Source organism: Streptomyces sp. G45, from assembly GCF_049542095.1.
Classification (GTDB): Bacteria; Actinomycetota; Actinomycetes; order Streptomycetales; family Streptomycetaceae; genus Streptomyces.
Genome location: NZ_JBMUZU010000001.1, coordinates 131,623 through 150,722, shown reverse-complemented (window position 1 = coordinate 150,722; position 19,100 = coordinate 131,623). Strand labels below are relative to the sequence as shown.

Annotated in this window: 19 protein-coding genes and 1 pseudogene; 10 read left to right on the top strand and 10 right to left on the bottom strand. The window is 73.1% G+C overall.

Annotated elements, in window-relative coordinates:
- The first annotated feature begins 8 nt into the window (after nt 1-8).
- A complete protein-coding gene (locus tag ACOBQU_RS00655; protein WP_423623614.1) occupies nt 9-860 on the top strand; it encodes a caspase family protein in 852 nt (283 codons plus the stop codon).
- 98 nt (nt 861-958) lie between these two features.
- Here the strand turns inward: ACOBQU_RS00655 and ACOBQU_RS00650 are convergent, their stop codons facing one another.
- Together ACOBQU_RS00650 and ACOBQU_RS00645 are read right to left on the bottom strand one after the other, a co-directional pair.
- On the bottom strand, nt 959-2,344 hold the full coding sequence (locus ACOBQU_RS00650) for a cytochrome P450 (protein WP_423623612.1): 1,386 nt from the start codon (nt 2,342-2,344) through the stop codon (nt 959-961).
- 2 nt (nt 2,345-2,346) lie between these two features.
- A pseudogene (locus ACOBQU_RS00645) lies at nt 2,347-3,206 on the bottom strand (terpene synthase family protein).
- Nucleotides 3,207-4,044: 838 nt separating this feature from the next.
- Between ACOBQU_RS00645 and ACOBQU_RS00640 the strand changes: the two are divergent.
- From ACOBQU_RS00640 to ACOBQU_RS00625, 4 genes are all read left to right on the top strand, one after another.
- The gene (locus ACOBQU_RS00640; protein ID WP_423623611.1) at nt 4,045-5,367 is read left to right on the top strand and encodes an amidohydrolase/deacetylase family metallohydrolase; all 1,323 of its coding nucleotides are present in this window, start codon (nt 4,045-4,047) and stop codon (nt 5,365-5,367) included.
- A 190-nt stretch (nt 5,368-5,557) separates the two neighbouring features.
- Nucleotides 5,558-6,655 carry a hypothetical protein gene (locus ACOBQU_RS00635; RefSeq protein ID WP_423623609.1) on the top strand — a complete coding sequence of 366 codons (1,098 nt, stop codon included), beginning with the start codon at nt 5,558-5,560 and terminating at the stop codon, nt 6,653-6,655.
- 24 nt (nt 6,656-6,679) lie between these two features.
- Nucleotides 6,680-7,543, top strand: a complete 864-nt coding sequence (locus tag ACOBQU_RS00630) for a DUF3592 domain-containing protein (protein ID WP_423623608.1) — start codon at nt 6,680-6,682, stop codon at nt 7,541-7,543.
- Nucleotides 7,544-7,792: 249 nt separating this feature from the next.
- On the top strand, nt 7,793-8,284 hold the full coding sequence (locus tag ACOBQU_RS00625; protein ID WP_423623606.1) for a DUF1360 domain-containing protein: 492 nt from the start codon (nt 7,793-7,795) through the stop codon (nt 8,282-8,284).
- A 63-nt stretch (nt 8,285-8,347) separates the two neighbouring features.
- Here ACOBQU_RS00625 and ACOBQU_RS00620 read toward each other — a convergent pair whose 3' ends face one another.
- The 3 genes from ACOBQU_RS00620 to ACOBQU_RS00610 are packed head-to-tail and all read right to left on the bottom strand — an operon-like array spanning nt 8,348 to nt 9,974.
- On the bottom strand, nt 8,348-8,554 hold the full coding sequence (locus ACOBQU_RS00620; protein ID WP_423623604.1) for a hypothetical protein: 207 nt from the start codon (nt 8,552-8,554) through the stop codon (nt 8,348-8,350).
- Nucleotides 8,551-9,522 carry an alcohol dehydrogenase catalytic domain-containing protein gene (locus ACOBQU_RS00615; RefSeq protein WP_423623602.1) on the bottom strand — a complete coding sequence of 324 codons (972 nt, stop codon included), beginning with the start codon at nt 9,520-9,522 and terminating at the stop codon, nt 8,551-8,553. Before ACOBQU_RS00615 ends, ACOBQU_RS00620 begins: the two co-directional genes overlap by 4 nt.
- A complete protein-coding gene (locus ACOBQU_RS00610; RefSeq protein ID WP_423623600.1) occupies nt 9,519-9,974 on the bottom strand; it encodes a hypothetical protein in 456 nt (151 codons plus the stop codon). The genes ACOBQU_RS00615 and ACOBQU_RS00610 overlap by 4 nt, the downstream gene beginning before the upstream one ends.
- A gap of 336 nt (nt 9,975-10,310) precedes the next feature.
- On the opposite strand from ACOBQU_RS00610, the gene ACOBQU_RS00605 reads away from it, so the two are divergent.
- Entirely contained in the window at nt 10,311-10,772 is a 462-nt protein-coding gene (locus tag ACOBQU_RS00605) for a pyridoxamine 5'-phosphate oxidase family protein (RefSeq protein ID WP_423623599.1), read from the top strand.
- Between the two features lie 109 nt (nt 10,773-10,881).
- Here the strand turns inward: ACOBQU_RS00605 and ACOBQU_RS00600 are convergent, their stop codons facing one another.
- Genes ACOBQU_RS00600 through ACOBQU_RS00585 form a run of 4 tightly spaced genes read right to left on the bottom strand, consistent with a single transcriptional unit; the run spans nt 10,882 to nt 15,395 of the window.
- The gene (locus ACOBQU_RS00600; RefSeq protein WP_423634177.1) at nt 10,882-13,047 is read right to left on the bottom strand and encodes a tetratricopeptide repeat protein; all 2,166 of its coding nucleotides are present in this window, start codon (nt 13,045-13,047) and stop codon (nt 10,882-10,884) included.
- Nucleotides 12,993-14,255 (bottom strand): hypothetical protein, encoded by a 1,263-nt coding sequence (locus tag ACOBQU_RS00595; RefSeq protein WP_423623598.1) that lies wholly within the window; start codon nt 14,253-14,255, stop codon nt 12,993-12,995. Before ACOBQU_RS00595 ends, ACOBQU_RS00600 begins: the two co-directional genes overlap by 55 nt.
- A complete protein-coding gene (locus tag ACOBQU_RS00590; protein WP_423623597.1) occupies nt 14,252-15,079 on the bottom strand; it encodes a trypsin-like serine protease in 828 nt (275 codons plus the stop codon). Before ACOBQU_RS00590 ends, ACOBQU_RS00595 begins: the two co-directional genes overlap by 4 nt.
- 10 nt (nt 15,080-15,089) lie before the next feature.
- A complete protein-coding gene (locus ACOBQU_RS00585) occupies nt 15,090-15,395 on the bottom strand; it encodes a CU044_2847 family protein (protein WP_423623595.1) in 306 nt (101 codons plus the stop codon).
- Nucleotides 15,396-15,793: 398 nt separating this feature from the next.
- On the opposite strand from ACOBQU_RS00585, the gene ACOBQU_RS00580 reads away from it, so the two are divergent.
- The 4 genes from ACOBQU_RS00580 to ACOBQU_RS00565 all read left to right on the top strand — a co-directional run bounded on the left by ACOBQU_RS00580 (nt 15,794) and on the right by ACOBQU_RS00565 (nt 17,496).
- Nucleotides 15,794-15,976: a CsbD family protein gene (locus ACOBQU_RS00580; RefSeq protein ID WP_423623593.1), complete on the top strand. Its 183-nt coding sequence runs from the start codon at nt 15,794-15,796 to the stop codon at nt 15,974-15,976.
- Between the two features lie 368 nt (nt 15,977-16,344).
- The gene (locus ACOBQU_RS00575) at nt 16,345-16,773 is read left to right on the top strand and encodes a phage holin family protein (protein WP_423634175.1); all 429 of its coding nucleotides are present in this window, start codon (nt 16,345-16,347) and stop codon (nt 16,771-16,773) included.
- The gene (locus ACOBQU_RS00570; protein WP_423623592.1) at nt 16,770-17,225 is read left to right on the top strand and encodes a DUF3618 domain-containing protein; all 456 of its coding nucleotides are present in this window, start codon (nt 16,770-16,772) and stop codon (nt 17,223-17,225) included. Before ACOBQU_RS00575 ends, ACOBQU_RS00570 begins: the two co-directional genes overlap by 4 nt.
- Before the next feature lie 4 nt (nt 17,226-17,229).
- A complete protein-coding gene (locus ACOBQU_RS00565; RefSeq protein WP_423623590.1) occupies nt 17,230-17,496 on the top strand; it encodes a DUF4235 domain-containing protein in 267 nt (88 codons plus the stop codon).
- Between the two features lie 370 nt (nt 17,497-17,866).
- On the opposite strand, the gene ACOBQU_RS00560 is transcribed toward ACOBQU_RS00565, so the two are convergent.
- A complete protein-coding gene (locus ACOBQU_RS00560; RefSeq protein ID WP_423623588.1) occupies nt 17,867-19,015 on the bottom strand; it encodes a hypothetical protein in 1,149 nt (382 codons plus the stop codon).
- Between the last annotated feature and the right edge of the window lie 85 nt (nt 19,016-19,100).

Sequence of the window (19,100 nt, the reverse complement as noted above, 5' to 3'; positions counted from 1 at the left end):
AGACGACCATGCCCAAAGGACTGTCCCTGCACATCGGCGTCAACGAGATCGACGAGGCCCGCTACGGCACCAAGGCCCAGCTGAAGAATCCCGAGAACGACGCCCTCGCCATGACCGACCTCGCCAAGTCCGGCGGCTACACCCCGCTGGCCACTCTCCTCACCCACGACGCCACCAGCGAGAAGCTCACCGCCGCGCTCAAGGAAGCCGCGACCCAGCTCGCCTCCGGTGACATCTTCCTCCTCACCTACGCGGGCCACGGCGCCCAGGTCCCGGACAAGAACGGCGACGAACCCGACGGCAGTGACGAGACGTGGGTCCTGTACGACCGCCAGTTCGTCGACGACGAACTCCACGCCCTGTTCGGGACCTTCGCCGACGACGTACGCGTCGTGCTGCTCTCCGACAGCTGCCACAGCGGCACCGTCGCCCGCGACCTCAGCTTCTTCCTCAACGGCCCCGAACTGGAGCGCGGCTTCGACACCAGCGAGCCCGCCGAGGTCCGCGCCCGCGTCCGCGCGCTGCCGCAGGACGCCCAGTTCCGCAACTACCAGCGCGACCAGGAGCTCTACGACGAGATCCAGCGCTCCGTACCGCCCCGGGAGCTCCAGGACATCAAGGCCGACGTCCTGCAGATCTCCGGCTGCCAGGACAACCAGACCTCCAGCGACGGCGTCGGCCCCCACGGACTGTTCACGGAGACCCTGCTCAAGATCTGGAAGAACGGCGCGTTCAAGGGCTCGTACGCCACCCTCCGCCGCCAGGTCGCCAAGGCCATGCCGCTCTACCAGAGCCCCAACCTCTTCCAGTCGGGCAGGGCCACCCGCTCCTTCCGCGCCCAGGCCCCGTTCTCCATCTGAGCCCGAGGACGCACGGCGTCACGCCAGCACCGCCTGAGCCGTGGTGCGGCCGCCCGCCGATCGATGGGCTTCGGTGGCCCTGCTGAGGGCCCCCGCGGTCACCGTCGTGCGTTGATCCGCATGCGCAGGTCGCGCGGGTGGGACACCGCGCTCTTCGCGGCGGTGACCGCTGGACCGGGGACGGGGCGCAGGGTCCATCGGGAGGCGATGGTGGCCAGGGCGAGGGTCGCCTGGGTGATGGCGAAGGTGTCGCCGATGCATGTGCGGGCGCCACTGCCGAAGGGGATGAAGCTGTCGCTCGTCGGCGGGTTCCGCTCGGGGAGCCATCGGTCGGGGTCGAAGCGGTCCGGATCGTGGTGGAGATCGGCCCGGCGATGGAGGAGGTACGGGCTGAAGACGATCGTGGTGCCTTGGGGGATCCGGTAGCCGCCGAGTTCCGTGTCGGTCGTGGTGGTGCGGGTGAGTATCCAGGTCGGCGAGTGGATCCGCAGGGTCTCGGTGATGACGCGGCCGGTCAGTTCCAGGCGTGGCAGTTCGGCCCGGGTGGCGGGCCCGCCGACGAGGACGGCGTCGACTTCGGTGTGCAGGGCGCGTTCGACATCGGGGTGGTGGGCCAGCAGGTGCAGCGCCCAGGCCAGAGTGGTGGCGGTGGTTTCGGTGCCGCCGAGGAGGAACGTCACCATCAGGTCGACGATCTCCGTGTCCGACAGGGCCGGGCTGGCTCCTTCGGTGTCGCTCGCGGTGAGGAGGGCGGACAGCAGGTCGCTGTGGTCGGCGCTGCCCGTGGCGTGAGCGATGCTGGCGCGGCGGTCGGTGACGATGGCGTGGACGTCGCGCCGCAGCCGCGCGTTGGCCCGCTGGTAGCGGCGGTTTCCCGGTGTCGGCAGCCGGTCGAGGGGCGGCGGGGTCAGCATGCGCCAGTACCAGCCGTCGAAGACGGTGGTGATGTCGTTGAGGAGCCGGGCGTGGCTGACCCCGGGCGGCAGGGAACTGGAGAACAGGTTCGCCAGGGTCACCCTGGACGTGATCCTCATCATCTCGACGTACACGTCGTCCAGGACCTGCCGGTCACGCCAGGAACGTACGGAGTCGGTGATGTGCTCGGTCATGACGTCGGCGTATCCCGGCATGCGCGCTTTATGGAAGGCGGGCTGCGACAGCCGCCGCTTGCGCCGGTGGCGACTGTGCGGGCACGTCCCCAGGCCGTCCCCCAGGACCTCCCGAAGCCGGTCGAAGAACAGCCCGCCCTTGTCGAACGTCCGGTCGTCCAGGAGGACATGGCGGGTCAGCTCCGGTGTGCACACCACGATCGCCCTGGCCGGGCCGAGGCGCACTTCGACCAGGTCGCCACTGCCGGGCAGCGAGGAAAGGAACGTGAAGGGGTCGCGGACCATCGACGGCAGGTGGCCCAGGAGCGGTACGCGCTGGGGCGCGATGGGCGGCGCGGTGCCGTGGCCAGGGGGAGCGGCGGAGGTGGGAGGCACGGTCAACTCCCTTTTCGTGAGCGGGCGGTGATCAGGTCCGTCATGAGGGCGGGCTCGTGCGGGGGGATCAGCTGCGAGTAGCGTCGGCAGGTCCGGCTCCAGCTGAGGTAGCCGGACATCGCGGAGCGCAGGCAGTCCGCGTACCGCTCCAGGACGGCGGTGGCGTCCGTGTCGGTGCTGGTCGGGTGCGCCGCGTCGAGGATGTGCTGTTCGAGGAACAGGAACTCCCGGCACCAGGCGTTGATGAGGCGGGCCACCTCGGCGAGGCTGCGCTCTCGCGAGCAGGAGTCCTCCCGCTCGATGACCAGCACCAGGTTGTGCGGGTCCCCGCGGGACTCCTCCTTCTCCAGGGAGTGAACGTCATTGAGGGTGTCGACGACGTCGGCGGTGATGTCGAGCATGCGGCGCAGATCGGGCCGTTCGTAGGCCCACTGCGGCAGTTCGAAGCCGTAGGCCCGCTGGCTGAGGTCGACCATGGCGTACACGAAACCGGAGCGGCGGCGCAGGGCGAAGTGCTCCTCGCGCGTGGGGGTCCGCCCCGGACCCGGTTCACGGCCTCCGCTCGGTACGCGTCCAGGTACCACCGCCAGTGTTCGGCGGTCCGGGCCGTCCACTCGGGCGAGGCGCCCCGGCACAGGCGGCGCCACACGTCCCCGAAGGCGGCGACAAGCGGGGCGGCCTCCTCGGGAGGGGTGCCGCCCGACCGGATCACGGACCGGAACGCCCCGCAGACCTCCTCGACCTGATCGGGGCGCGTGACGAGCGGGCTGTCGAACTGATCGTCCAGGATCGTGGCGACGACCACCGCGTCCACGATCAGGTCCAGCCGCGCACCGGTGGCCCGCGGAGCCCAGGCCGCCATCAGACCGGCGATGTCCCACCGCAGGAACCGCTCCTCGTCGACGGCGTGCTGGAGCAGCCCGCTCCGGCGACACCAGCGCAGGCTGCGTTCGCGGGCCGCGTCGCGGTCGGGGCTGACCTCCGAGGCGAAGGGCAGGGTGAGATCGACATCCTGAGGCATACCGGCACCACCGTAGGACCTCCCGGGAGCAGGAGAAGCACACACCGCATCCGTTCCCTCACCGCGCGGGCCCAGGGACCGCGCACATGTCCTGCACCCGATGTACCACCTCCCGCACCCTCAGGTCCCCTAGGGATTTCGGCCCTTTTCGCCCCTTCCAGGGCTGGGCTCGTGCGCGCCCGTCGGCTGGTGCCCCGCTACCCCCGCGACGTACGCAAACCAGCCAAAAGCCCCGAGAGTCCCATCGAGTGCGGCCGGTACGGGGCCCCGAAGGCGGGCCAGGCGCCCAATCGCGCACGTGCCGTGCGGTCGCCGGGCAGTGGCGCGCGGGCCGCGACGGGCAGGCGTACCCCCGAGTCGACGGCGACCGCTCCGGACGCCGGGCGGCGGTGAGGCGGGCGGCCGCGCGCGGCGCGCATCGGGTGGAGGCCGGGAGGGTGATCCGGGGCGGGTCCGCCCTGAGCTGTCCGTATCCACGCGGCGGCGCGAGCGTGAGCGCTCAACGTGACGGCCGTCCCCGGGCCGGTCCGCCCCGCGTCGACCGAGGCTCCGGGCGCGGACGGATCTGTCTGGATTCCTACACAACCTAGGGAGTGCATGGCCGCCTCACAGGTTGAACCACGGACCATAGGGCACAGTTGTCTAGACCACATTGCCGACATCTGAGATGGGAACCCGCATGCCCACAAGAGACCGGCTTCACCGACGACTTCTCCTGCCCGCGGGGCTCGCCCTGCTGGTCGGCGCCACGGTGGGCGCCACCGCCACCACCGGCGCGGCCGCCGGATCGAAGGCCCGCACCGCGGAGGCGTACGACCTCGTCATCCGCGGCGGCCACGTCATCGACCCGAAGAACAACGTCGACGGCGTGCGCGACGTCGCCGTGAAGGACGGGAAGATCGCCAAGGTGGCCGCGAACATAGACACCACGGCCACGAAGAAGACCGTCGACGCGGCGGGCGACTACGTCACGCCGGGTCTGATCGACCTGCACGCGCACCTGTTCCCCGGACCCGAGGACCACTACGCCAACGGCAAGAACGGCGTCGCTCCCGACGGGTTCACCTTCCGCTCCGGCGTCACCACCGCGGTCGACGCGGGATCCGCCGGAGCCGCCAACTTCGACCTCTTCAAGAAGAACACCATCGACCGCTCCAAGACCCGCGTGCTCGCCTTCCTGAACATCGTCGGCAAGGGCATGGCGGGCAACCCCGCGGAGCAGGACCTCAGCGACATGAAGCCGGGCCCGGCGGCCGCGAAGGCCCTCCAGTACCCGGGCACCATCGTCGGCATCAAGACGGCGCACTACGAGGGCCCGGAGTGGACGCCGGTCGACAACTCCATCCAGGCGGGCAAGGACGCCAACATCCCGGTCCTGGTCGACTTCGGCGAGCCCCGCCCCGAGCGCCCCCTGAAGACGCTGCTCACCGAGAAGCTGCGCCCCGGCGACATCTACTCGCACGCCTACTCCGGCAACCGCGGCGAGCTGGGCCCGGACGGCAAGCTCAACCCGGCGATGCAGCAGGGCCGCGACCGCGGCGTCCTCTACGACGTCGGCCACGGCGGCGGCAGCTTCGGCTGGCGGGTCGCGGTCCCGGCGCTGAAGGAGGGCTTCACCCCCGACGCCATCTCCACCGACCTGCACATCACGAGCATGAACTCGGGCATGAAGGACATGTCCAACGTGATGTCGAAGTTCCTCGCCCTCGGCATGCCCGTGAAGGACGTCGTCAACGCCTCCACCTGGAAGCCCGCGAAGGCGATCAAGCGGCCCGACCTGGGGAACCTGTCGGTGGGCGCGCCCGCGGACATCGCGGTGTTCGACAACCAGAAGGGCACCTTCGGGTTCGTCGACAGCTTCGGCTTCCGCCTGGACGGCACCCAGAAGCTGACCACCGAACTCACCGTCCGCGGCGGCGAGGTGGTCTGGGACCTCAACGGCAAGGCGGCGACGAAGTGGACGCCGACCGCCAAGCCGGAAGGCGGAGGAACGGGACACTGAGCGGTCACTGGCCGACTCCCCACCACGCGGTCCCTGACCGCGCCACCCCTCGCCGGGCACCGCGTCCACGCGGTGCCCGGCGTCGGGCAGTTGGGGGAGCGGGCACCCCGTGCGGTCGTGGGCGGCTCACCTGAGGCGAGGTTGCGGAAGGGGCTGTCGACGGCTCCCCGCTGCGTGCACAATCGGCCGCATGACGATCACCGCGGGCGCGCCGCCCGCGCATCACAGACCCACCGACCTCGCCGTGGACTTCCTGACGGGCGCCGTGATCGGGGCGACACTGACCGCCCTCATCAGCGGATGCGTGGCGGGGAGCGGGACGCTGATCATCCTGGGACTGGCCCTGCCCGCGGTCTACGGCCTGCTGTACGTCCTCCTCACCCGGCCGCGCCGCGCCCGCGAGGCGGCGGTCGCGCCGCGCACGGCACTCGCGATGATCGAGAGCCTGGAGGCCGTCGGCGGCGAGACCAGCGACGTACCCGTGCGCTTCGACCTGAGCGTCGCGCCGGACGACGAGCCCGGGTTCCGCGTCGAGATCCGGCAGGACATCAACCTCATCGAGCTTCGCGACTACCGGCCGCGCGGGATCGTGGTGGTCGCCTACCCGCCTGACCGGCCGTGGAAGGCGCGCATCGTGAAGCGGCCGACGCCGGAGTGGGAGGAGCGGGCGGCCGAGGCACTCCTGGACTCCGTGCCCGGCCCCGCCATGAAGAGCGACCCGCCGCAAGGCTGCGCCAGTGGCTTCCTCACCCTCCTCGGGCTGCTGCTGGGCACGGCCTGCGTGCTCGTGGTGTTCCGCGCGGACCTCTTCGACTCCGACGAGAACAGCGCCGCACCAGGCCCGTCCGCCACCACCTCCTCCTCGACGTCGTCATCGTCGTCCACGACCACCATCACCTCGGCTACCGGTACGGTCACGCTCGGGCCGGGCCAGTCGATGCTCGACCGGGGTGAACTGCGCGAGGCCGTCGAGTCGTTGCTCCAGGGCGGCGGCAGGCGCGAGGCGCTCACCGTCGTCGTGCAGGACCGCATGGTGACGGTCGCCTTCGCGCCCACCGGCGTGAAGTCCGCCGGATTCGACCCACGTTCCCTGCCGTACGACCGCGTCCCCGCGCTCGTCGAGGAGGCCAGGACCCGCCTCGGCGTCGACGCGCCGCGCAGCTGGCAGCTGACCGCCGACGGCGTCACCGGCGCGGTCACCCTGAGGGTCGTGGTCACCGGCGACGGAGGCACGGGGACGCTGGAGGCGGACGGACGGGGCAAAGTGCTGCGGCGCAACGGCAGTTGACCGCAGCGGCGGGAGGGCGGGCGCATGGGGTGGAACGAGGTCGTGGTGCTGTGGTGCGCGGGGTGGGGTGCCGTGGCGCTGGTCGGGTACGGCAGGTCGCTGGCGGGGGTGACCGAGGCGCAGCGGACGGTTCGGCTGACGGGCCGGATCGAGCGGGTGCGGGAGCCTCGGCACGGCGGCTCCCGCGTGGGCGGGATATCGGTGGTCGTCTCCTACCGCGACCCGGCCTCGGGGCAGCAGACCACGGTGACGAACGACGGCGAGCGCGGCGAGGTGATCACCGCGGCGTGGGAGGGCCGCGCGATCGGCGTGAACCATCCGCGCGGCAGGCCGCACGCCTACCGCTTCTCCCAGGCCCCCGAGGAGCCGAGCCGCGGCCTCGCCTGGCCGGGCCTCGCGGTCTTCCTCGTCTACGTCGGCCTCGTGGTGCTCGCCGCGCTCACCTGGGGATGGCCATGGGTGCTGATCGGCCTCGGCGGGCCGTCGGCGGCCTTCGCGGCCGCCCACCTGCCCGGGGCTGTACGCGCCAGGAACGCCCGCTTCGACGAGCTGGCCGCGATGGACAGCGTGCCAGGGCGGATCATCGCGGTCCTGAAGGACGTCAGCGTCGACCAGGACGACGGCCGCACCATGACCACCCTCACCCCGGTCGTGTCGTTCACCACCCAGGACGGCACGACGGTCACGGCCCACTGCGCGTCGGGGCTCCCGGACCCCGCGAACGCGTACGGCCGTGACGTGACGGTCCATCACACACCGGCCGACCCAGCCGACTTCACCCTGGACCGGGCGGCCGAGCGCCGCTCGGCGGAGCGGGACGTGACGCTCCACGCGATGGTGACCCTCGTGCTCGCGGCCGTGGCCGCGGCGGGAGCGGCGCTGCTCTGAGACGGGAACGCCCCCCCCGAGTCGTCGCTGTCGTCCCCGCTGTCGGAGGCCTCGTCCCTGTCGCCCTCGGCCTGGGACGGCGTGTGGTCGCTCATGGTCTCGCCGCTCGTGTCGGGGGATGGCGCAGTTCCCCGTGGGCGGCTCGGCGTGCCGGAACGCTCGTGCCCGGCCGGGTGTGCCGCCCCGCGCGGTGGGCACCCGGGCGCCGCCCCGGGACGACCCGCGGCGCACCCGACACAGGAGGCTTCCGTGACGGCGACGGCACCCCGCTACGACGACCAGGACGATGTGCCCCTGGGCGGTTACGCCACGCTGGCGACGACGTTCTGCGTGAGCGCCGTGCTCGTCACCCTGGTGGCCCGCCGTCGCGGCGTACGGCCACCCGCGCACATCCCGCCCCAGGACGTGGCGCTGCTGGGCACGGCCACGTTCAAGGCGTCCCGGCTGCTGGCCAAGGACAAGGTCACCAGCTTCCTGCGGGCGCCCTTCACCCGCCGGACGGAGGACGGGGAGGGCGGCGAGGTCCAGGACGAGCCGCGCGGCAGCGGCGCCCGACGAGCCGTGGGGGACCTCGTGGCCTGCCCGTTCTGCGTCTCGGCCTGGGTGGCGGGCGCGCTCGTGGCGTCGTACGCCGTCGCGCCCCGCGGCACCCGCCTGCTGTGCACGGGCCTGAGCGCGGTCACCGTGGCCGACGGGCTGCAGTACGCGTGGAGCTGGGCACAGCGCAGGGCCGACGGCTGAACGCCCGAACCGTCCCGGCCCACCGCGCGGGCGCCCGCGGCGGGCCGGGCCGTCTCGGTCCGCTCACCCGTGCGGCAGGAACACGGCACGGACGCAGCCGTCGCGCTTCTCCTCGAACTTCCGGTACCCCTCGGGCCCTTGGGACAACGGCATCGGATGCGTCGCCAGATGGCCGGTGGAGATCTCGCCCGCGGCCATGCGCTGGAGCAGCATCGGAATGTAGCGCTGCCCGTGCTGCTGCCCCATGCGGAAGGTCAGGCCCTTGTTCATGGCGGCGCCGAGCGGGAACTTGTCGAGTACGCCGCCGAAGACGCCGAGGATCGAGACCGTGCCGCCCTTGCGGCAGGCGCGGATGGCCTCGCGCAGCGCGACCGAGCGGTCCGTCTGGAGCCGCAGGCCCTGCTTGATCCGGTCGTAGGCGTACCGCGGGCCCTTCTGTGGGCCTCCATGCCCACCGCCTCCACGCACACGTCCGGGCCGCGTCCGCCGCTCAACTCCCGCAGCGCGGGCCCGACGTCGACGTCCGTGTAGTCGAGGGTGGTGGCGTCGCAGTGCCGTCGAGCCTGCTCCAGGCGCTCGGGGAGCCGGTCGATGACCACGACCCGCTCCGCGCCCAGGAGCCGGGCGGCGCGCGCCGCCATCTGCCCGACGCCACCCGCGCCCCACACCGCGACGACGTCCCCCGGGCCGACCCCGCCGAGATCCGCGCCCATCCAGCCGGTGGGCACCGCGTCGGACGCGAACACCGCTTCCTGGTCGCCGAGTTGATCGGGGACGGGGAAGGCGCCGTGATCGGCGAAGGGGACCCGGACGTACTCCGCGTGGCTTCCGGCGAACCCTCCCATGGCGTGCGAGTAGCCGAAGATACCGGCGGTCGGCTGCCCGTACGCCACCTCGGTGAGCGCGGGCTGCGGATTGGAGTTCTCGCACAGCGACCACCAGCCCTGTTCGCACGGGCGGCAGCGGCCGCATCCGAGGATCGAGCAGACGACCACGCGTTCTCCCACCCGGCGCTGGCGCACCGCGGGCCCGGTCTCCACGACCTCGCCGACGAACTCGTGGCCGATGACGTCCCCGGCGCGCATCGCGGGGACGTATCCGTTGATCAGGTGCAGGTCCGAACCGCACACCGAACTGGCGGTGACCTTCACGATCACGTCCTGGTCGTTGAGGATCGCCGGGTCCGGGACCGTCTCCACGGCCAGGTCGCCGACGCCGTTCCAGCACAGCGCCTTCACAGCAGGCCCTCCTCGCGGGCGCGGCGGGCGGCGAGGGCCACCAGGAAGCCCCCCGGCTTCCGCTTCCCGGCGGGCTGTCCGTCGGTCCGCAGCACCTCGCCCGTCTCGACGAGTTGCTTGCACTCCCGCAACGCCGCCCGGATGCGCTGGTCCCGGGAGGTGCCCGACACCCGGCGCAGGCCGTCACCGGCACCGCCGGGGCCCGTGCGCCGGGCGGCCAGCTCCGTGCCCCGCCCGCCGGGCGCGTCCGCGGCCCGGACCTCGACGCCGTCGCCCAGGGCGTCCAGCGGAGGCGGCAGCTTGCCGTCGGGCAGCAGCTCGGCGCGCGGCCGCCCCACGGTGATCACGTGCCAGGGCCCCTCCCGCGGTTCCGCTTCGCGGGCCGCACCCCGTGCTCGTACACGGGCGACGGCCATCGCCGTGCCGAGCGCGGCCGCCGCGACACCGGCCACCGCACCGCTCCGGCGGCCCACACCAGGGTGTCGACCCTTCGACGAGCCCCGAAGGCTCACGGGTGTGCGCGGCCTCCATGAATCCCTCATGCCTGGTGTCCTTCCGCTGCCGGTACGCGACCGCCCTGTGACGGGGGCTCGCAGGTGCCCGCGGACCGCCGGGGAAAACCTCGGACGGCCGGGCCGTGGCTTGTTCCGAGGGCGCCGTACGCCGTCGCAGCGGGGGCAGCGGTGCGCGCATGCCGTCCCGGCCCAGAGGCGGAGGGGCCGTCGGTCGCCGGAAGTAGGTCCCTCGCCTCATGTGCGCGCCGGGCCCGCTGGCTACGGTCGGCACTCATGCGGACCACGGGAATCGTTCGCCGCCGGACGGCGGAGCGCAGGCGGGACACTCTGGAACGGCTCGTCACCGAGCGGGATGTGTGGGTGTCGACCGCACACCCTGACCACGGGCCGCACCAGGTGCCGCTGTGGTTCCTGTGGGACGGGCGCGCCGTGTGGCTGTGCACCAGTGCCACGTCCGCGACCGCGCGGAACGTCCGCGAGGAGCCGCGGGTGCGCCTGGCGCTGCCGGACACCTCCGACGTGATGCTGCTCCAGGGCGAGGCGGAGTGCTTCCTCGACCAGGACGTGCCGCAGGGCCCGGCCGAGGCGTTCGCAGCCAAGTTCGGGTGGGACCCGCGTGCGGAGCAGGGTTCCTTCCTGTATGTGCGGGTGGTGCCGAAGAACGTGCGGGCGTGGCGCGGCGAACCGGAACTGCGCGGCAGGGTCATCATGCGCGACGGGACGTGGCTGGAGTAGCGGCCCACCTCGACCGGCGCCCTGCCTCCACCTGCGGGATCACGGTCCGCGCCTGGTGCGCTGAGCCTGCCCGCCGTGTTCCTGCCGCGGAAACGCGCCCCGAGCGCGGCTAGGTGTGGGAACTCCTCCGCTGGCGCAGCGCGGCCACCCTCCGGTACAGCTGGGTGGCCTCCGCGCCGCGTCCGAGCTGTTCCAGGCAGTGGGCCTCGTCGTGGTAACTGGCGACGGTGTCGGGGTGGTCGGCGCCGAGGACGCGGGCCCGGGCGGCGGCGACGCCGTGGTACTCGGTGAGCGCCTCGGCCCAGCGGCCCAGCCAGCCGAGGGCCACGGCGACCTCGCGTCGGCTCACCAGCGTGTCGGGGTGCTCGGGGCCCAGCGCCTGCCCGCGCAGGGCGCACACCTCGCGGGCCTCGGCCAGTGCTTCCTCCCAGCGCCCCAGGCGGCCGAGACTGACGCCGAGGCTGTGCCGGGCGCGCAGCGTCTCGGGGTGGGTCGGGCCCTGGACGCGGGTGCGGTCGCCGACGAGGTCGCGGTAGAGGCGGAGGGCCTCTTCGGCGCGGCCGAGGCGGCCGAGGGCGATGCCGGTCTCGTAGCGGGCGGCGAGGGTGTCGGGGGCGTCGGGGCCCAGGGCCCGGGAGCGGGCATCGGCGACCTCGCGGTAGGTCTCCAGGGCTTCCTCCCAGCGGCCCAACCCGCCGAGTGCATAAGCGACTTCGTAGCGGGTGAGCAGGGTGTCGGGGTGGTCGGCGCCGAGGACGCGGGCCCGCGCCGCGGCGACCTCCGCGGCCATGCGGTACGAGTCCTCCAGGCGGCCGAGCCTGCTCAGGTTGAAGGCGAGGTTGTGGCGGCAGCGCAGGGTGTCGGGGTGGTCGGCGCCCATGACGCGCTCGCGGGCGGTGAGCACGGACACGTACACCCGGTGCGCGTCGAAATGGCGGCCCAACTGCCCCAGGACGTACGCCATTTCCTGGCGGACGGCGAGCGTGTCGGGGTGGTCGGGGCCGAGGGTGCGGCTGCGGGCGCGGGCGACGCCCTTGTACTCGCGCAGGGCGTCGGCGGCGCGGCCGGTGCGGCTGAGGGCGAGGGCGACCTCGTAACGGCTGGCGAGGGTGTCGGGGTGGTCGGGGCCGAGCAGGCGCTCGCGCTCGGCCGCGACGGACCGGTGTACCTCGCCCGCGTCGGACCAGCGGCCCAACCGGCCCAGACCGCGCCCGATGTCGTGGCGCCGAGCCAGCGCGGCGAGGGCGCGCGGGGAAGGGGCGGGCGACGCCTGTGACGGCGGCTCCCGGACGCCGCCCGTGGCAGGACGCTCGGTCCACGCAGCGATCAGCCCCACCGCGGCATCCTGTGTCAGGGTGAGGGTTCCGGCGCTCACCGCCCTGGGACCGGCCGCCATGCCCCGGGCCCAGACCGGCAGCGGCAGCCCGGCGGACTCACGCCCCACCGTCACGGCCGTGCCCCGCGCCGCTACGAGCGGGGGAGGGGCGGCGGGACCGGCCGCACCGAGTCGGCGGGCCACCTCGGCGGCGTCGTTCGGGCGCTGCTCGGGCCGCTTGGCCAGGAGGTCGAGGATGATCCGCTCAAGGTGCTCCGGCAGGTCGGCGCGCTGGCTCCGTGGCGGACGGGGCGGAGTGTCCTGGTGGCTGAAGAGGATGGCCCAGGTGTCGTCGAGGTCGAACGGCGGGGCTCCGGTGGCGATCTCGTACAGGACGCACCCCAGCGAGTACAGGTCGCTGCGCTGGTCGACAGCGGAGCCGCTGATCTGCTCGGGCGACATGTAGTGCGGGGTGCCCAGGGCGATGCCGGTGGCGGTGAGGCGGGTGGAGAGGCCGATGTCGCGTTCGAGGCGCGCGATGCCGAAGTCGCAGATCTTCACTGTGCCGTCGGTGACGCGGAAGATGTTCGCCGGTTTGAGGTCCCGGTGCACGATGCCCTGCTGATGGGTGTACGCGAGCGCCTGGGCGACCTGCGTGGCGATGTCGGCGACCTCCGCGACCGGCAGTGGCCGGTTCCCGTTGTCCCGCAGCAGCTGACTGAGACTGCGGCCCTCCAGCAGCTCCATCACCAGGTACAGCAGCCCGTCGGACTCGCCGAAGTCGTGGACGACGGTCACCCCGCGGTGCTGGAGACCCGCTGCCGCCCGGGCCTCGCGGCGGAACCGCTCCCGCAGGACCCGGGTGACGGACGGGTCGTTCTGGGGCGCCAGCGGCTGGAGGCACTTCACGGCGACCTGTCGGCCCAGCGCCTCGTCGCGCGCCCGCCACACCGAGCCCATGCCGCCGCGCCCCACCAGGTCGAGCAGCCGGTACCGGCCCTGGAGGAGGACACCGGCTCCTCCCCCGGCTCGCGCGCGCCGCCACGGACCGTACCGCGCCCGGAGCCGGTGGGGCTGGCGCCCGCCCCGGCTCCGGGCGGCGCGGCGCCGGAGCGGGGGCCGGAGCCGGGAGCGGCGGGGAGCGATGACGCGCGTGCCAGCGCCAGATGCTCGGCGGCGATCGCACGGTTCTCGACGGCGGCGTGCGTCAGCGGATGGCCTTCGCCGAAGCACTGGGCCGCCCTGCCCGCCGCGGCGCCCAAGGTGTGAGCCGCGCGCTCCAGCCGGTCGAGGTCGCCGGTTCCGCGCGCGGTCTCGAACTCCGCGCACGCCAGGTCGAGCAGGACGGCGACGGTCTGCGGGTGGTCCGCGCCAAGGGTGGCCGCCGACTTGCTCGCCAGGGTTTCGAAGAGGCCGGTGAGCTGCTCCAGCCGGGGCTGCGACCGTGTCGAGCGGGCTTCGTCGAACTCCAGGGCCGCTCTGGCGGTGAGCGCGGAGATCTCCCGGTACCGCCGTCCCTCGTCGGCATCGGCGGCGGGGTGGGTGAGCGTGCCGCGGCTCGATCCGCGGAAGTCGCCGAGGGCCTGGCTGAGGCGGTCGCGGTCGTTGGCCGAGCGGGCCAGTGCCGCGTCCACCGCGGCGAGGAGACCGCGCACGTCCAGGGCCTCGACCGGCTCGGCGTCGTTTCCCGGGCCGAGGTACTGCCGAGCGCGTTGCGAGGCCACCGCGGCCTGCCGGAACTCTTCCCTCTGGGCGTGTACGGAGGCCAGATTCGCGTGCGTCCGGGCGTGCAGCAGCGCGGGGGCGGACGCCGGGATGGTCTGGATGGCCTGCCGCAGCCAGTGGGACGCCTCCTCGAGCGCGCCGAGCGAGGCCATCCTGACGGAGAGCCGATTGAGCGCGGCCGCCCGCCGGGTGATGTCCGTGCCGGGCGACGCGGGCAACGACGCCGCCGCGGTGCGCAGGATCCTCCGGGCGTCGTCGTGTCGCCTCAGCGCTTGGAGCAGCGCGGCCAAGTAGCAGGCGTCCTCGACCGAGGCCGGGTCCCGGCCGACGATGTCGGCGAGCGCCGCGTCGGTGAGGCCCGCGAGGGGCGAGCCGCCGCCCGGAATTCGGTCGGTCAACGCGGTCTCGGCCCGGCCGATCGCTTCGCTCAGCGCGTTCGTCATGACGCGTCGCCCTCGCCCCGCAGCGTGATGTCGATGACGCTCTTCGCCACATGTGCCTGGAGGTGGGTCAACTGCGCCGGGTCGAGCAGCTCTTGACTCGACCACTCCTTCAGGGCCGTCAGCAGGGCCTCGCCCTTCGCCAGGGTTTCCCCGATGTCCCGGCTCTGGCTCTCCGCCGGGGCGGCGGGGCGTGGCGGCGGGTCCTGGTCCAGCACCTTGAGGAGGTTGCCGGTCTGAAGGTGGGCGAAGCGGTCGATCACCTCGCGGATGGTGGCCGCGAACAGCACGTTGGCGGAGCGCCTGTCGTCCTGCCGGTCCGGGTACTGCTCGACGAGAATGCCGAGGACCGCCAGCTCCCGGTCCGGCGTGACGCGTTCGACGGGGCCGCCGGAGTATCCCGAGTAGTCGCCCAGGGCCTGGTCGGCGATCAGCTGGAGGGCTTCGATGCGGCCGCCGCCCTCGCACGCGTAGTCCACCGTGTGGGCGTCCACGGTGCCACCGAGATGCGGGTCGTCCAGCGAAGGGCGGTGCAGTCCGCGCCAGTCGTCCCCGCGCCGCGCCAGGTCGGCCTGCGGAAGCCGCAGCGGCAGGGCCGACGGGTCGCACACCTCGACCAGCGCGAGGTCCGCCTCCGGCACCCGCTGGCGCACCCGGCCCTCGACGACGAGGCCCCCCTCCACCTCCACGCTCACCCGGTCGTCGTGCGGGGCCAGGGACTTGAGGCAGTGGTCGGCGGTCACCACGAAGCAGCGCGTCAGCAAGAACCCCGCCCCCAACGCCAGGTCGCCCTGGCAGAGGTCCACGGCGTAGTCCTTGCCGGGCACCCCGCGCCCCTCAGGCCCGCTCGACGCTGATGGTCACTTCGAAGGACGCCTCGGCAGACGCTTTGGAAAGGATGACTCCGGCCTCGGCGGCGAGCGTCACACCGAAGGTCACCTCCAGGCCGCTCACCCGCCACCCGTCCTGGGACGGCAGCCGAGCCAGCGAGTTCTGGGCGATCTCGGAGGCCGAGACGATGGCCTGCTCCAACTCCGCGGAGCGCTCTTCCAGGGATTCCGTGTCGCGGGACCTGCTGCGGATCTGGCGGGACCCCTGGGAATCCATCTGCACGGTCTCGACGCGGACGACCGACGTAGCCATGTTCCCCCGTCTCACAGAACCATTCGTCTCACAGAACCATTGCGCGGGTGATCCGTTGGTGACCCCCCTCTGGCCACCAGCCTAGCCAGGCACGACAGTCCGCCGCAGCCCGCTTGCGGCTGTTCACCGGCTGGCGCCCTCCACGGCCAGCCCTCTCCGCGCCCGCTCGGACCACCGGCGGCCGGATCAGGTCGTACGACCGGTAGCCGGAGCATGTTCGACTCGTACGCGCAGGTCGTGGCCCACAGGAGTCCGCGGCGCTCTCGCCAGGCTGGATCAGCTGGTCGGCGGCGGCGACCCGGCCTGGTGCCGGGAAACGCCCGTCGGCTGTCAGGATGCGGGCCGCCCCTCCCGCTCATAGCGTGGCATGAGCCACCAACCCCACCAGAGGAGTGATCATGGGCGTGGACAAGGCCAAGGGCAAGGCCAAGGAAATGGTCGGCAAGGCCACCGGCAACGATCGCATGGCGGCCGAGGGCAAGGCCGACCAGGTCAAGGCCAAGGTGCGGGAAGCCAAGGAAGAGGCCCGCGAGAAGGCGCAAGGCGTCCGCGACTCCCTCCGCGACCGCGACGACCGCTGACCACCCGCCGAGGAGCCACCCCGCCGTGGAGGCGGGGTGGCTCCTCGGTGTGTGCTGTCGGCCCGCGAGCGGCACAGCCTCGCCCCGACGGCCCGCGCGGCCTCGCTCCTCGCACGCGACGCCCCCGTAGGCCCGGCGCCGCTCGGCAAGCCACTCGCCCCGCACCGCGCTCGTCGCCCCCAGCCCGACCAGGCCGTTCCGGGCTCGCCGCCGCACCCGGGGGGCGTTCACCCGTCACATATCCGTCGGCGCGTCCTCGGCCTGCTCTGAATCGGATCCTTCGGGGTACTCGCGTGCTCACGTGACGGGCCGCGCGGCCCGTCGTCATGGTTAAGAAGGGAAGACGGGAGGTGATCGTCGTGTCGACCATGCAGCCACCCCCTGCTGGCGCTGGCCGCGGTAGTGCTCACGGCACCAACGAGCCGGTGAGCGAGCTGGTGCAGCGGGCGTCCCATCAGCTGACGGAGCTGGTGCGCGGCGAACTGAGGCTGGCACAGGCGGAGATGGCGGAGAAGGGCAAGCGGTACGGCAAGGGCGGCGGGCTGTTCGGCGGCGCCGGGGTGGTCGGCTTCCTGATGCTGCAGACCCTGGTGGCCACCACGATCGCCGCCCTGGCGGTCCCGCTGCCCGTGTGGGCCGCGGCGCTGATCGTCACCGCCGTGCTGGGCGTGGTCGCCGCGGTCATGGCCCTGAGCGGCAAGAAGCAGATCGAGGAAGGCGCACCGCCCACGCCCGAGCAGACGGTCGAGAGCGTGAAGGCCGACATGGCCCAGATCAAGGAGAGTGCACAGCGATGACCCAGTCGCCCCACGACGAGCCCACCGCCTCCAGCCCGAAGGAACTCCGCGAACAGGTCGAGCAGACCCGCGAGGAACTCGGGCACACGGTCGAGGCGCTGGCGGCCAAGACGAACGTCAAGGCACGCGCCCAGCAGAAGAAGGCCGAGGTCAAGCAGCAGGCCGCCGCCAAGGCGGGGGAGCTGAAGGTGAAGGCCGCCCAGACCGCGGCCCAGGTGCAGGAGCTGAGGATCCCCGACCCGGTGAAGGACAAGGCCGCCTCCGTCGCCGGGCAGGCCCGGGCCCAGGCCGCGCAGGCCACGCACCTGCTCCAGGAGAAGGCCCCCGAACCGGTGCGGCAGAAGACGGCACAGGGTGCGCAGATGGCGCGGGACAACCGCGGGCTGCTGCTGACAGCGGCCGGTGTGGGCGTCCTGGTGTGGCTGGCGTACCGCCGTACGAGGAAGGGGTGAGCGGATGAAGGCCTCGAAGATCGCCTACAAGCCGGTCGGTCTCGCCCTGGGAGCCGTCAGCGGCATGCTCGCCGGAGCCGTGTTCAAGCAGGCGTGGAAGGCGATCGGCCACGACGAGGACGCCCCCGACGCCACCGACGAGGACCGCGCCTGGCCGGAGATCCTGCTCGCCGCCACGCTCCAGGGCGCGATCTTCGCCGGGGTCAAGGCCGCCGTCGACCGAACCGGCGCCGTGGCCACACACCGCCTGACCGGCACCTGGCCCGGCTGACCTCCGGTCCCGGCCGTCACGGCGTCACACTGACGCGGCCCCCGCCGGAGGAGGTTCCGGCCGCCGTCGGAAGCTCACGCGGGGCGGGAGCGGATCACCGGCGACAAGGGCACGTTGATCTCGACGTACGGCGGTGCGAGGGGCGCGGCCCCACGCTTCTCCGGTCTGGACGGGTTCCCGCACCTCGCGGGGCCCGTCCAGACCGATGTACGGGTGGCAGCCCTCGCAGGAGTGCCGGGACGCGGAGACGCCGAGACGCCGAGACGCCGAGACGCGGAGACGAGGAACGACACAGCGAGACGGGCGACACGAGTGGCACAGGCGGTTTGGACGAGAACGCCGACGGGTCAGGGCCGAGCACGGGACCCGGTCACGGAAGCGTCGTGACCGGATCTGAGCCGTCGCGCGGTTCGGCCGTGCGGGGCAGGGTGAGGCGCTCGATCCGCACCTGGCCCGGCGGGCGCGGGATGAACACCGTCGAGCCCACCGCCCAGTACTCCCGCCGCCGGGGCACCCGGGTGATCCCGTACATCAGGGTGGGGGAGCCGGACGCGGGGCCCCGCTCGCTCACCCAGGCCGCGCCGTCCCAGCGCAGGTAGTGGGACTGGTTCCAGTCGGGGTACGACCAGCCCGCGATGCGGTCCGGACGGTCCCGCGCGTCGCCGACGATCCCGGTGAGCTGGCCGACGGTGATGGGCAGCCGCTCGGCGTACCGCCAGGCCGTGCCGTCGTAGTGGCGCAGCTGCGCGGTGGGCGGGCGCCCGCCGGGCACGTACAGGTCGTAGCCGCACAGCCAGATGTCGTCCGGGGCGACGGGGAGCAGGCCGGTGACGTAGTGGGGGTGGTCCTCCATGGGGATCTCGTGCCACGTGCCGTCCCAGCGGGCGCACACCCCCGGACCGTAGATCCAGATCTCCCCGCGCCAGGAACGGCGCACGCCGACCAGGGGCCGCTGGTTGCCGCTCGGCAGCGGGCGCAGCCAGCGCCAGCGACGGCCGTTCCAGCGCAGTACGCGGTACGTGCCCTCGTACTGGCCGACCGCCCAGGCCTCGCCGTCGGGGGCGACCGTGACGTCGGCGACGATGGCGCCCGGCGTGCCCTCCCCGGGAAAGGGCACCCGCTCCCACCCGTCGCCGTCCCAGGCGTGCAGGTGCCACAGGCTGGCGTCGCCCTCGTACCCGATGGCCCAGGCCTCGCCGGAGGTGTTGGCGGCGACGTCCGTGAGGTAGCCGTCGAGGTCCAGGCCGGAGGTGTCGGTGCGCGACCAGGCCCGGCCGTCCCAGAGGTACGACAGCGGTCGGCCCGGGGCGCCGCCGCCGAGGCCCTCGGCGCCCACCGCCCACGCGCGGCGGCGCGAGGCGGCGGCCACGGACTGCAGCGCGGCCACCTCAAGGCCGTCGGGCACGGCGACCCTCCGCCAGCCCTCGGGGCGCGGAACGGCCCCCGCTGGCCGGGCCGACCCCAGGCCCACCGCCGTCGCGGTGCCCAGCGCGCCGGTGATGAAGCGTCTTCTGTGCATGGCGGTGCCTCCTCGGCGCGTGACGGCGGTACGAGAAGGCGAGCGTCCAGCACGGTGGCGGCAGGGGCAAGGCATGCGGGTGAGT